Origin of the sequence: Piscibacillus salipiscarius (assembly GCF_042685285.1) — a bacterium.
Taxonomy (GTDB): Bacteria; Bacillota; Bacilli; order Bacillales; family Alkalibacillaceae; genus Piscibacillus; species Piscibacillus salipiscarius.
Genome location: NZ_JBHUMZ010000052.1, coordinates 89961 through 104111 on the forward strand (window position 1 = coordinate 89961; position 14151 = coordinate 104111).

Annotated in this window: 12 protein-coding genes and 1 other annotated feature; of the genes, 8 read left to right on the forward strand and 4 right to left on the reverse strand. The window is 37.1% G+C overall.

Features of this window, described 5'->3' with window-relative positions; genetic code table 11:
- Positions 1-111: 111 nt before the first annotated feature.
- From ACFSW4_RS15435 to ACFSW4_RS15465, 7 genes are all read left to right on the forward strand, one after another.
- Positions 112-1173, forward strand: a complete 1062-nt coding sequence (locus tag ACFSW4_RS15435; protein ID WP_377330392.1) for a bifunctional 3-deoxy-7-phosphoheptulonate synthase/chorismate mutase — start codon at positions 112-114, stop codon at positions 1171-1173.
- A 392-nt stretch (positions 1174-1565) separates the two neighbouring features.
- Complete coding sequence (ccpA, locus tag ACFSW4_RS15440; protein ID WP_377330394.1) at positions 1566-2567, forward strand: catabolite control protein A; 1002 nt, start codon at positions 1566-1568, stop codon at positions 2565-2567.
- Positions 2568-2619: 52 nt separating this feature from the next.
- The gene (gene motP / locus ACFSW4_RS15445; protein ID WP_377330396.1) at positions 2620-3444 is read left to right on the forward strand and encodes a flagellar motor protein MotP; all 825 of its coding nucleotides are present in this window, start codon (positions 2620-2622) and stop codon (positions 3442-3444) included.
- Positions 3434-4195: a flagellar motor protein MotS gene (motS, locus tag ACFSW4_RS15450; RefSeq protein ID WP_377330398.1), complete on the forward strand. Its 762-nt coding sequence runs from the start codon at positions 3434-3436 to the stop codon at positions 4193-4195. Before motP ends, motS begins: the two co-directional genes overlap by 11 nt.
- 120 nt (positions 4196-4315) lie before the next feature.
- Positions 4316-5020, forward strand: coding sequence for a hypothetical protein (locus ACFSW4_RS15455; protein WP_377330400.1), 705 nt, complete (start codon positions 4316-4318; stop codon positions 5018-5020).
- Positions 5013-5732: a hypothetical protein gene (locus ACFSW4_RS15460; RefSeq protein WP_054753250.1), complete on the forward strand. Its 720-nt coding sequence runs from the start codon at positions 5013-5015 to the stop codon at positions 5730-5732. Before ACFSW4_RS15455 ends, ACFSW4_RS15460 begins: the two co-directional genes overlap by 8 nt.
- Before the next feature lie 83 nt (positions 5733-5815).
- A complete protein-coding gene (locus ACFSW4_RS15465; RefSeq protein WP_377330402.1) occupies positions 5816-6652 on the forward strand; it encodes an MBL fold metallo-hydrolase in 837 nt (278 codons plus the stop codon).
- 3 nt (positions 6653-6655) lie between these two features.
- Here the strand turns inward: ACFSW4_RS15465 and ACFSW4_RS15470 are convergent, their stop codons facing one another.
- The 4 genes from ACFSW4_RS15470 to ACFSW4_RS15485 form a co-directional block, all read right to left on the reverse strand.
- Complete coding sequence (locus ACFSW4_RS15470) at positions 6656-7822, reverse strand: acetoin utilization protein AcuC (RefSeq protein ID WP_377330404.1); 1167 nt, start codon at positions 7820-7822, stop codon at positions 6656-6658.
- A complete protein-coding gene (locus ACFSW4_RS15475; RefSeq protein ID WP_377330406.1) occupies positions 7819-8466 on the reverse strand; it encodes an acetoin utilization AcuB family protein in 648 nt (215 codons plus the stop codon). The genes ACFSW4_RS15470 and ACFSW4_RS15475 overlap by 4 nt, the downstream gene beginning before the upstream one ends.
- Before the next feature lie 14 nt (positions 8467-8480).
- Complete coding sequence (locus tag ACFSW4_RS15480) at positions 8481-9119, reverse strand: GNAT family N-acetyltransferase (protein ID WP_054753248.1); 639 nt, start codon at positions 9117-9119, stop codon at positions 8481-8483.
- A gap of 205 nt (positions 9120-9324) precedes the next feature.
- Positions 9325-12399 (reverse strand): transglycosylase domain-containing protein, encoded by a 3075-nt coding sequence (locus tag ACFSW4_RS15485; RefSeq protein WP_377330408.1) that lies wholly within the window; start codon positions 12397-12399, stop codon positions 9325-9327.
- A gap of 133 nt (positions 12400-12532) precedes the next feature.
- Positions 12533-12731: a binding site (T-box leader), on the forward strand.
- Positions 12732-12776: 45 nt separating this feature from the next.
- On the opposite strand from ACFSW4_RS15485, the gene tyrS reads away from it, so the two are divergent.
- Positions 12777-14042, forward strand: a complete 1266-nt coding sequence (gene tyrS / locus ACFSW4_RS15490; protein WP_377330410.1) for a tyrosine--tRNA ligase — start codon at positions 12777-12779, stop codon at positions 14040-14042.
- The last annotated feature ends 109 nt before the right edge of the window (positions 14043-14151 follow it).

Sequence of the window (14151 nt, forward strand, 5' to 3'; positions counted from 1 at the left end):
GATGGATTAAATGACAACTGACTTCTGGTCATTTATAATACTAGGAAGAATAATTAGTTAAAGTTAATGTACCATAAAAATAGATTTCACAAAACTAGGGGAGGATTCATCATGAGCGCGAACCGATTAGATGAATTAAGAAAAGAAGTTGACCAAGTCAATTTGCGTCTATTAGATTTAATTAATCGCAGAGGAGAACTGATTAAACAAATTGGTGATATTAAGACTGAACAAGGAATAAACGTCTTTGACCCAATTAGAGAAAGAGAAATGTTAGATTTAATCTTAAAAAATCATGATGGGCATTTTGAATACTCAACTATTGAACACCTATTTAAGGAAATCTTTAAGGCGGCAAAAGAATTAATTGAAGAAGATCAGTTAAACGCCCTATTGGTATCAAGGCAGAAAAAACCGACAGATACGGTTGTAAATATTGGTGAAAACATTCAAATTGGAAATGGACATAGAGAATTTGTTTTCGGTCCGTGCTCAGTGGAATCCTATGAACAAGTGGATGCGGTGGCTGAAGCGATTAAAAAAGAAGGGTTAAGCTTATTACGCGGAGGTGCATTTAAACCACGCACATCTCCTTATGACTTCCAAGGTCTAGGAGTTGAAGGGCTTAAAATTTTAAAAGAAGTCGGTGACAAGCATGGACTTAAGACAGTTAGTGAAATTGTGAATCCAAATGATATTGAACTTGCGCACGATTATGTCGATGTGATTCAAATTGGCGCCAGAAACATGCATAACTTTGAATTATTAAAAGAAGCAGGACGAGCTAGTAAGCCAATCTTTCTAAAAAGAGGGTTAGCAGCTACCATTAATGAATTCATTAATGCTGCTGAATATATCATTTCTCAAGGCAATGAACAAATTATTTTATGTGAACGCGGCATTCGTACTTATGAAACAGCGACTCGAAACACGCTTGATATTACAGCTGTTCCGATTTTAAAAAAGGAAACACATTTACCAGTCTTCGTGGATGTAACGCACTCGACTGGGCGTCGTGATCTGTTATTACCTGCTGCAAAAGCGGCATTAACAATTGGCGCAGATGGTGTCATGGCCGAGGTTCACCCAGATCCTGCAACAGCTTTATCTGATTCACAACAACAAATGGATTTACCTACCTTCCATTCATTTATTAATGAGCTACGTCAATAACAGGAATACTAGTCATAGTATTTCTGTTTATTTTGTGAAAGAAAAAGAACAGTTTAAGGTAAACGGCATGCTTATTGTTGATAGAATTTTTAGAATGTCGTATGCTATTAGGAAAAGCGCAGGACGCCCGTTTAACCACGCAGTGAGCCGACTAAAACCGGCCACGTCCTATGGCCAACGTCGGCACTAGAACGTCCAGTTCGTCGCTGGACCGACTGAACTGAGATAAAGGAAACACGATGAGCATCGCGAATCGATGTTGACTTATCGTAGGTTTAGACGGGAAGTCACCCAGTGGTTGGGCACCTTGCGCTAGACAAGACTGAACAAGTATCTATAATAGCATAGGTGTATAACTATTAAAGAATAACGGTGCGAAGCGAGGGATTTCAATGAGTGTAACAATTTATGATGTAGCGAAAAAAGCAAACGTGTCCATGGCCACTGTATCAAGGGTGATCAATGGTAATACAAACGTTAAACCTACCACAAGAAAGAAAGTGTTAGCTGCCATTGATGAATTGGGATTTAGACCAAATGCGGTCGCAAGAGGACTTGCAAGTCGTAAAACAACTTCTGTTGGGGTTATTATTCCTGACATATCGAATATGTTTTTTGCTGAATTAGCGCGTGGGATTGAAGATATCGCCACTATGTATAAGTATCATATTATTTTAAGTAGTTCGGATCAAAACTTAAACCGTGAATTAGATTTGTTTGATAACATGTTAGAAAAACAAGTAGACGGTGTTATTTTTATGGGTGGTTCTGTTTCGGAAGACCATGTCAAAGCCTTTAAAAACTCAAATATTCCAGTCGTGTTAGCAGCTACAGTTGATGAATCGAATGAGATTCCATCAGTTAACATTGATTATTATACTGCGATCCAAGATGCCGTGCACCATTTAATTGAAGAAGGCGGGCACCAGACTATAGGATATGTGGCCAATCATTCACGCTCAACCATTGAACAATCTAAAATTCAAGGGTTTAAAGACAAACTAGAAAAGCAGCAACTTGAAGTTCCAAATCACTTAATATATGAGGGTGATGATACGTATCAATCTGGACTTAAAGCGGCCGATTATTTCTTAGGTTTAGATGAAGCTCCAAGTGCCATTATGACTTCTTCAGATGAAATGGCATTAGGTGTTGTTCATGGTGCACAGGACAAAGGGTTGAAAATCCCTGATGATTTATCAGTCGTCGGTTTTGATAACACAAGACTATCTGTCATGGTACGACCAGAATTAACAACTGTTGTACAGCCAATGTACGATATTGGTGCTGTATCGATGCGTTTATTAACGAAACTTCTTAAGAATGAAGAAGTCAGTGAAGATCAAGTCGTACTTCCGCATCGAATTATAAAAAGAAGCTCAACAAATCATTAATCCATCCGATAATATAGATATAGACAATTTTCTACAATAGGGTGAGAGGTTAATGAAAAAAAGAGATATAATGACACCGATTGGCATAGCGCTCGGTTCGACAATGATTCTTGTTGGGATTTATTTTAATAGTGGTTTAGATGGGTTTTCGACGTTTTTACAATTATCATCATTCATTATCGTGATTGGTGGTTTATTCGGCGCTTTAATGATTAACTTTAATATGAAAGAAATTAAATTAACAGGGAAAGTTTTTAAAGAAGCGTTTAGTAAATCTGACCACAATTTAAAAGAGCTCATTCAGCTATTTATTCATTTGTCTGAAAAGGCAAGACGTGAAGGGCTTTTAGCATTAGAAAGTGAACTTGAAGAACTAGATGATGAATTTATTAAAAAAGGTGTTTACTTAGCTATTGATGGCATTGAACCAGAAGTCATTAACGATATTATGAATGCTGAGATTACAGCAATGGAAGAAAGACATGGTAAGGGACGTTCCATCATCGAAAAGGCAGGGGAGTATGCTCCTTCTTGGGGGATGATCGGGACGCTAATCGGACTTGTGTTGATGCTTAATAACTTAACATCACCTGAAACGATTGGGCCTAGCATGGCTGTAGCATTATTAACAACATTTTACGGTATGGTTCTAGCTAATCTAGTATTTATTCCAATCTCAGGTAAGCTGAACAATATGACTGAAGAAGAAGTATTTATGAAACAGGTCATAATAGAAGGGGTTATTGGTGTACAATCTGGTCAAAATCCTAAAATACTAGAAGAAAAATTAAGTGCATTTTTATCTAATGAAGAGTTGAAAGAAGACGAAGAGGTAATAGAAGAGGAAGTCATTGGAGAGACGGCCAATGAATCTTAATCGTAAACGGAAAAAGAAGCAGGGTAAGCAGGCACCGTTATGGATGGTTACTTATTCGGATATGGTTACACTTATATTAGTGTTTTTCATTCTACTATTCTCTATGTCACAAATTGATGCTGAAAAACTAAAAACCGTAACAGAATCGTACCAACAACGGGTGATTTTCGATTATTATCCATCGCCTGTTGAACTTGAAAGGTCAAGTGATGTTAAGGAAGATGAAAAAGAATCTGAAAACATCACAGAACTTCAGCAGCCTGAACCTATAGCAAGTGATGATTTTGAAAAGCAAATTGATGAGTTAGAGAAGTTGCTACAGCAAATCGAAGAATACATACGAAATGAAGGCTTATCTGACGTTATTTCGGCAACACGAACGGATGAAGGTGTTGTGCTGGTTCTACAAGAAAATGTATTATTTGAATCTGGTGAAGCTCAATTAATAGGTGACGCTCTGCCATTACTCAATAAAGTTGCGACCCTACTTGAAAATATACCGAATTTAGTCAAGGTGGAAGGTCACACGGATCCAAGGCCGATTAAGACTAGTCGTTTTCCTTCAAACTGGGAATTGAGCGGCGCAAGAGCGAGTAGTGTTGTTCGTTACTTTGTGGAAGAACAAGAGCTTGGTAAGAGCCGATTCCAGATTGCTGGATATGCAGATACAAAGCCTATTGTATCCAATGATTCAAATAAAAATATGAAGAAAAACCGACGCGTTGAAATTATTATCCTTGAAAAAAATTAATAAACATAGAAAGTTGCTCCTATGGTTTAATTGGGGGCAACTTTTTTGACTGTATTATTCAACATTATTTCATGGTAAACTTTACATTGGAATTAAATAAACTTAAAAGGAAGTTAATTAATGGGGAGTTCAGGAGCAGTCTCAATCACCCTAGATGTTATAGCGTGGTGTGTTATTTTAATTCTTTTTGTAGTTTTATATAGAAAACAAGAGAATACACCAAAAGTTTGGAAGGCGTTCATTGTATTGCTGATCGGTATGATTTCATTTACATTTGAATATATCATTTTCGAAACAAAGATTAGTATTCCAGTAATTCCGATAGGGTTAGGGGCTTTATTTCTAATTCTAAATAATATAAATGATTACTGGAAGACTTATCAACCTTATGCTTGGTTAGGGTTTTTAGCTTTATTTATTTTCATTATTTCAACATTGCTAGCCTCACCTATACAAAAATTCTTTTATCCGAGTGATGAGCTTTCAACCTTTATAACGGATGCAGAGGAAGCTCAAGTAGTATCGATTCATCCATCTGGTAAAGAAGTAGAACTAATTCATGTGGCCAATCAATTAGAACAATTGGAACAACAAGAGATAAAAAGTGAACAATGGTATAGGGACATGACGGTTCGTAAAGAAAATCATGAAATTGAAGAACGTTTTCCTTATGTTCTAACCAATACCTCTCCCAAAAGTGGTAGCGGATTTAATGGCGTGATCTATTTGGAACGAGATGGGAAAGGAATTCTAGTAACGACTAAGGATCGTCAATATTATTTCCGTTCTAATGAATCCCTTTTAAAGGAGGGGGCCGATGAATAAATATAGAATGATCATGGTTAGCTTAACTATTTTAATCATTGCTGCATTAGTTTATTGGTACTGGTTCTCTTCACCAGAGTCCCTTCCATCTGATGAGCAATTAATAGCAGAAATGAATGATTTCTACCGAGAAGCTAACGTTAAGACAATTCAGGAGACCATCATGCTTGATGATGAACATGCATATATTCCATTTATATCAAAACAAAACGTCTACGGTGCAAGTTATTGGAAGTGGGAAAGACGAAAGTGGAGGCCAATTCGTATTTCCACCTCGGGAGACCCTATTGTGTGGAAGGTAGAACCAGACGACCCATCTACCTACCACATCGTATGGAATATGAATCCGAAACAACCATTAAGTTATGCAAGCTTTTATTTGACGCGTGATCGCAATTATCACATATCAGGGGAAAAGCATCGTTACTGGCCACAAATTCAACTAAAAAATGACGTCAATATTGCAGAGACATCATATGGATCGATGAAATTACCTATGGCTTGGAGCTCATTTTTAACTCAAATGAAAAACACCGTATCAGAACCTAATGAGTTTAATATATTCCATAGAATGGGCGTACAGTTTGCGTGGATTCCATACAATGAAGAAGGGGATCGAATTTTCCCAGAGAATATTAATGGTAGTACATTCTCAAATGGTGGAATGGAAACTCAATTTGTTGTTCTGATTGATGAATCAGAATTAGAATAATTAGATTTAAGAAGGCGTTGATCTGTAAAAGGGTTAACGCTTTTTTTGTCGAAATTAGTTGGAGGAAGGGGAGGGGAGAGGTTATGTTTTTAAAAAAACGTTTTGAACAAAAGGAAATCAATGGTGTTCAAATGGGGAATGGTCTGTTGTCATTTCGAGGTGTGAATTTAAATGTCCATAGCTTTTTTATAGATGGAGTTTTAATTGATACTGGCGCCAAATCACTTGAGTCATACTTTAAACCGTTCTTTAACCAATTGAATATCGAACAGGTTGTGATTACTCATTATCATGAAGACCACACAGGGAATGCCTCCTATTTGCAGAAAACTTTAGGCGTACCACTTTATATGAATCAAGGAATGATTGAAAGCTGCAAAACGAAGGCAGACTATCCATGGTATCGAAAGTTTTTCTGGGGAAAACGAAAGCCTTTTATTGCAAATCCAATCGGAGATTCGTTTACATCAAAGAGAGCTACGTGGAATGTAATTAAAACACCTGGCCATTCTAGAGATCATCTATCATTTCTAAATAATGAAACAGGTCAATTATTTACAGGGGATATATTTGTTAATGAAAAGGTAAAAGTTATATTGCAAGAAGAACATATTCCTGACACAATCGAATCCCTTCAAAAAATATTAACCTATGATTTTAAAGAAGTGTTTTGCAATCATGCGGGGCACTTAAGTGATGGGTACCATTCTTTAAAAACTAAATTAAATCATTTGACTGAGCTTCAAGATCGAATTCTTCATTTATATCATGAGGGAAGAAGTTCAGATGAAATTAACCAGATATTATTTCCAAGAAAATATCCAATTACAAAACTATCATTAGGAGAGTGGGACTCCTTACATATCGTGGAATCAGTCATTAATCACGAAGCAAAAGAAAATGCCTATCAAGCTCGATAGGCATTACATGTATTTCTGTTGATTGGTAATAAACTGTATGCTCTTATTTAAGGACAGTTTATTTTTCTCTGTTATCTCTGGTTTACGAGGAATTTCACGATAGATACCTTCTTCGTCATGCCAATGACTTGGTAATGTAACAGGGCTTTTTTCCTGCCACTGATCTAACCAAGTTTGCGGGAGGTTTCCAGTCATTGGTTTAGAGGATGACGCGATATTCCAGACTTGTCCCCAAGCACGAGGAACTACTCGCCACATGTCATAGCCTCCGCCGCCCAGTGCAACCCACCTACCATCACAGTACGTATGAGCAATTTCATGAGCTAACTTAGGAATCTCCTCAAACGTTTTCATCGTACTGCATAAATGAGTGAGTGGGTCGTAAGCATGCGCATCAGACCCATTTTGAGTGACGATCATATCAGGCCTAAAATACTCCGCAATTTCTTTTAATGCTTGCTCATAAACTTCTAAAAACGATTCATCTTCAGTAAAAGCGTCTAATGGAATATTAAATGAATATCCATAGCCTTCTAATCGGCCTCTTTCATTCGTGTTTCCCGTTCCTGGAAATAGATAACGACCAGTTTCATGAATAGATAATGTACAAACGTTAGGATCATCATAAAAGATCCACTGAACCCCATCTCCATGATGGGCATCCGTATCTACATATAAAACTTTATAATCAGTTTGTTCTCTAATATATTTTATCGCAATGGCTGCATCGTTATAGATGCAAAAACCAGAGGCTTTACGAATAAAACCGTGATGTAGTCCGCCTCCTAAATTAACGGCATGCTCATATCCATCTTTGAGCACCGCATCAACAGCCGTTAACGTACCGCCGACTAAAGTAGCTGCTGCCTCATGCATATTCGGGAAAATAGGTGTATCTTCAGTACCTATGCCATATTCTAATCCTTCACTTTCGGTTAACAGATCTTTTCCTGCTCGCTTAACAGCATCAACATAACGTGGATGATGAACACTTTCTATTTCCTGATCTGTGGCCATTCTAGGCGGAATAATTTGTTCATCAGTTAATGTACCAGCAGCTTTTAAAAGGTCATATGTTAATGTCACCCTTTGCTGATCGAAAGGGTGGTCTTCACGAAATTTGTATGAGTTAAAGTTATCTGTATAAATGAACGCTGCATGACAACTCATGGAGACAACCCCGGTATGTTAGGCCACAAGACTTCATAACCTCTATTTTTTAGTTCATCTATTAATGGCATAGGATTCATCGTTTGAATTCTAAGTACAATAATCTTTTGCGAACGATCTTGTTCATATGGGTAAATAAATACAGAAGAAATATTAATTTTTCGTTCACCGATAATTTGTGTAATCTCTGGAAGCATGCCAGCTTTATTAGGAACTTTAACTTCAACTTGTGAGCTTTGTTCATGAATACCAGTTAACTGGATTAGTGTATATAGTAAATCTTTTTCTGTTACGATTCCGACAATGCGATTATCCTTCGTAACAGGAACACAAGCAATCTCATGTTCATAGAAAATGGATGCAATTTCCTCAATGAAATCGAGTGGATGAACGGTGATGACTGGGCTTGTCATGATGGAGCTGACTTGGTGGTTTAATGTGTCTTCATTCTGAATTTTTTCTAAAGTGGAAGGGGCTGCATCCCGAATATCACGATCTGAAATGATCCCCACAACACTGTTATATTCATTAACAATGGGAATGTGGCGAATATGGTGTTCATTTAATAATGATAATGCTTCTTTAATTGTATGGTGAGGTTCTAAGGTGATGACGTCTTTTTTCATGATTTCTTCAACTAACAACTGCTTCACCTCTTTTACATAAATAGATCATTTCGTCCCATAAATCTTAATGAATCGAATGTTTTGATTGATTCATCAGTTACATTTTTTCCAATTCGTACTAACAAGCAGTTCGCAGGGTGAGAGATAATTTCAGGGTCGTCGGTTGTCATTGGTTTTAAACCTCCGTAACCCATCATCGTCTCCATTAATTTACGATACTGCCAAACATTTAAGCGAGTAGATTCCATATCCCAATGCCAATAATATTCAGTTGTGATGACAATGTAATTTTCCATTTGTTCATCCAGCATGGACACTTTTAAAATGGATGATCCAATACCTAGTCCTCGATAGTCGTTAGATACTTCAATTGCACCAAGCTCTAAAAGGTCATCCATTTTGATAGCAGACCATCTCTCTAAAGGGTCTGGGTGCAAGTAAGTCGCATACCCAACAATCTTATCTCCGTCTCGTGCAATCATGATACGGCCCTCAGGGAAATCAGCAATTGACTTAATGGCTTCAAATTGTTTCTTAGGTGGTCTGAATGCTGTGAGTCCCTCATCAAAATAATAATTGCTAAGTTCTTCAGAATTTAATGGGCCTTCTACGATAATGGTTTTGCCGTTCTTGTTTATTTCTTGTTTATGATAATTTTTAGGATGTTCCAACTCGTCACCACCTAGTTAGCCTATTAGTCTCTCTATCAACAGTATAACATGATTGAGAGGAATGATTTAGCAAAAAAATAGTTTGTAAAAAAGAAAATCCGTACGCGCTATAAATTTAAAGCGGTACGGATGAAATATGTTGCAATCGAAATGTTTACTAGTTTTACAAATACAAAGTATTTAATTTAGTGGAAATTAATAATACTTAGTTCCCATTAGTATCTCCTGAATCGTTGTTGGAGCTATCAGATCCACTTGATTCACCACTGGAGTCTCCACCAGTTCCATCAGAGTCACCACCAGTGCCTTCAGAACCACCGTTTGAATCACCGGAGCCATCACCAGAGCCTGAACCATCGCCAGATCCGTCTCCAGATCCATTGCCATTATCTTTGTCATCTTTTTTGTCTTTTTTCTTGTCTTTTTCTTTCTTATCCTTTTCCTTATCTTTTTCTTCTTCTTTTTTCTCTTCTTCAGGTTTTTCGATTTTACCGTAGGTCACGGAAGAAGAGAAGTCGGATTCGTTACCATAAAAGTCAACGGATTTAACAGCATAAATTCTATTTTGAGATACTTTCACGCCTGGTTCTTTTGTGTTTTCAATCAGTTGGAATTCGCCATCCTCCGTTGCTTTCGTATATACTCTATAGCCAATTACGTCGCCGCCACGTTCACTCCAATTCAATTTCGATCCATTCATTTGAACACCTTTTGGTGGATTAGGATTGCCATTATTTTTAGGGTTGCCATCTTCAGGAGCGATTAGGTTTTCAAAGGCTTTGTTATCTGGAACTAACTTACTCATGTCATCTATATCGTTCCAACCTTGTTCCTCAAGGAATCCAGGTCTTAAGAAATATCCTTCTTCAACGAATTCTTCAGGTGTACGGTCAATGGCTTCATAGTATTTGTCATCAATTTTGACATATTGACCTTCTGTGACGCTATCATCTTTTTTCGTAGGAACATGATTAACATTGAAGAGGTCAGTTTTAACTAATCCTAGTTCCTGACATTCTTTACTAGGTAATAACCCAGATAATTGGCAGTAGCTTCGAGAAACAATACCTCCAGGGCTTTGATGTCGCTGATCTGGTGCCATTAACTTAGGTTTTACTTCAGTTGCTGCATTAACTAATTCAGCCCAGAATCCTAAATTACGACTACTGTATCCAATACAGCCACTACATCCAGCCTCAAGATTCATGACACGCTCTCTTTCATAAGCAGAAACGGTTCCATCACCATTAGCATCGTACTCATCGTAACCAATCCATGTACCTAAGGTTACATTTGGATTGTAACCTATAAATAATGCATCCATCTTATCGTTAGATGTACCGGTTTTACCAGCCCAATCGACATAAGGATTATTTAACCTGCTTCTTGCATACGTTGCTGTACCACTTGTTACTACATCACGTAGAATATCTGTTGTTAAATAAGCCGTTTGTGGCGAGAACACTTTAGTTTCTTCGGCTTTATGTTCAAATACTAGATTCCCTTCGCCATCTGTAATTTTTTCTATCATAAATGAATCTTTAAATTTTCCTCCATTAGCCAAGGTAGAATAACCATTTGTCGTATCCTCTAATGTGACATAATCCGAACCGAGCACAAGTGGTGTCACCATTCTTCCAGGGGGGAATTGCTCGCTATCGAATCCCATTTTAGTTAAATAGTTTGAAAGTTCATTTTGACGTCCTTTTCTTCTGGTTAGATCATGAGCTAACCTTGCTGCAGGTATATTATCAGAGTCTCTTAAAGCTTCCCTAGCACTCACTAATCCACTGTAAGAACCTGTGATATAGTTTGTAGGACTCCAATTACCATCATATTGTGCGGATAATTCTGGTCCGAATTTTACGTCGGCTAGGGGAGAACCTGGGCTTATAATCCCCATATCTATAGCAGGTGCGTAACCGTATAATGTTTTCATCGTACTACCGTTTGGTCTAGTGTGGTAAAATACGTGATTAATCTTACTATGCTCGTAATTTCGGCCACCTACAAAGGCAATAATTGCGCCTGTTTTATTATTTTTTAGCATGGCCCCAGCTTCTACAGGCATTTTAACATCTATAGGATCACCGTTTTTATCATATCTTGTCACAGTTTTTGTTGGAGCAAAGTAAGCGTAATCCTTTGTCACATCCTGAAAACGTTTATAGATTTTCTTATTAATGGTCGTGTGAATTTCATATCCGTTTTGTCTTAAAGCTCTTTCAGCTTTTATTTTAAACTGTTCTAGTAATTTATCGTTTTCTTCTAATTCTTCCATTGTATAACCTTCTTCTTCAGCTAGCACCTTGGTCATACGGTCAGTTGCTCTACGTTCGATTTCTATAGTTAAGAATGGATAATCAGAAATAGTTGATTCTTTTTTGTCTGTTAGATTCCCAATCACATCATATTTTAAAGCTTTTTCATAAGTTTTTTTATTGATAAACCCTTCTTCGTGCATACGACTTAAAACGTGGCGTTGACGCTCTAAACCATCTTTTAATCCTTCTTTTGATTTTACCTTACCACCATTATCAAATGGCGTATAAGCGAAAGGACTTTGAGGAAGTCCAGCAATATAAGCAGCTTGAGCGACGTTTAATTCTTTCGCATTTACATCAAATAACCCTTGTGCAGCGGCTTGAATCCCAGCAATATTACGTCCTGAAGAATCACGGCCAAATGGGACAATGTTCAAGTATGCTTCAAAAATTTCATCTTTATCAAAGAACTTCTCTAGACGGAGTGCAATTAAAATCTCTTTAGCCTTACGTTCAAATGAGACTTCATTTGTTAGAATTTGAGATTTAATTAATTGCTGTGTTAATGTACTACCACCTGATTGGTTTGCCGTGTTACCGAATTCTTGAAATAGTGCACGAAAAATCGCTTTTGGCACTACACCATTATGTGTGTTGAAATATTCATCTTCTGTTGCTTTAATCGCGTTTTTAACATGTTCTGATACATTTTTCAGCTTAACTTCTTCACGGTGTAAATCACTTCTCATCTCACCCATATGTACATTATTTGCAAAATATATATGAGATGTTTGTGAATAGTTGTAAATTTGTTTCTCCATTGTTTGTTTGTCACTAATCTCAACATCTTCTGTTAAAGAGGCAAAGTAACCGACACCAAGGCCTCCTAAGAAAAATGCTAGGATTGCACCTAATAATATAAAGAACAATAATATATTCCATAAAACGTCTAAAGTAATTCGAGTCGTGGTTACGAATTTACCTTGTTGAAAGACTGATAGCCATTTATTATTCATGAACCGAACCTCCTAAAAATTCAAATCTATTATAGCATAATCTTGGCGTTCATCCTATTCTTGAATAATAGATTTTTTATTGCATTTTTTTAAAAGTTGTGGTAAAAATATTTCATAATACAAATGAATGAATTAATACGCTACGAATAGTTGAAGTAGATCTATGCCCAATATTTCAGAGAGCTGATGGTTGGTGAGAATTAGCATACGGTATAGCATTGAATTACGACTTGGAGCGTCTCATTTTGAGCGGTTATAATTGGCCGATATGACAATGAAGTGGTAGCGAAAAGCTACAACTAGGGTGGTAACGCGAATCCTTCGTCCCTATTTTGGGGCGTGGGATTTTTTTATTTATATCTTTCGGAGGTGCCATGATGAAATTTTTAGAAGAATTAAAAGCACGTGGATTAGTGAATCAAATAACAGATGAAGAAGGGCTTGAGAAACACCTAAATGAAAATAGAGTGTCGTTATATTGTGGTTTTGATCCAACTGCCGATAGCCTGCACATAGGTCATCTATTGCCTGTGATCATGCTTAAGCGTTTCCAAGAAGCAGGACACCAGCCCATCGCTTTAGTAGGTGGTGGAACGGGAATGATTGGTGACCCTAGTGGAAGGAATGAAGAAAGACAGCTCAATGAAGCAAGCGTTGTTGAACACTACAGTAATAGTTTAAAAAATCAATTAGCTAACTTTCTTGATTTTGAAGATGAAAAGAAGGGTGCCATTGCGGTTAACAATCTTGACTGGCTTAAAGAGATGTCTGTTATTGAGCTTCTTCGTGATGTGGGTAAGCATTTCAGCGTAAATTATATGTTGGCAAAAGATTCAGTTGAGTCCAGAATCGAAAATGGTATTTCGTTTACCGAGTTCTCTTACATGCTACTACAATCATTAGACTTCTATAAGCTAAACCAAGAACAAAACTGTACGCTACAAATAGGTGGTAGTGACCAGTGGGGTAATATCACAGCTGGCTTAGAGTTCATTAGACGTAAAAGTGAAGAAGGGGAAGAGGCTAAAGCATTTGGTTTAACTATTCCGTTAATCACGAAAGCTGATGGTTCTAAATTTGGTAAAACTGCAGGAGGCGCTATTTGGTTAGATCCTGAGAAAACGTCACCATACGAATTTTATCAGTTCTGGTTAAATGCCGATGATCGTGATGTCATTAAGTTCTTAAAATACTTTACGTTTTTATCATTAGATGACATAAAAGAATTAGAAGGTGAAGTTCAAGCACGACCAGAGGAGAGGGCAGCTCAAAAACGTCTAGCAGAAGAGATGACAAAACTTGTTCACGGTGAAGAGGCACTTAATCAAGCAATCAAAATCTCAAATGCTCTGTTTAAAGGGGATATCAAAGCATTAAATAAATCTGATATAGAAGCAGGATTTAAAGATGTACCTTCTTACGCTCTTGAGGAAGAAGAAAAAGGACTTGTTGATTTATTAGTAGAAGCGAACATTTCTTCATCAAAACGACAAGCGCGTGAAGATATAAAAAATGGAGCGATCTATATTAACGGTGAGCGTGAGCAAGATGCAAGTTACGTCTTAGATCATAAAGATAAATTAGACGATGCGTTTACAGTGATTAGAAGAGGGAAGAAAAAGTATTTCTTAATTAGGCATTAATAGTAAAAAGAGGCTGGGACATAACTAGCTTAAAATAACGTAAAAAAGGCACCAACCATGAAAAGTTTATGGTTTGGCGCCTTTTTTTGCTAGGACTATAATATTTTAA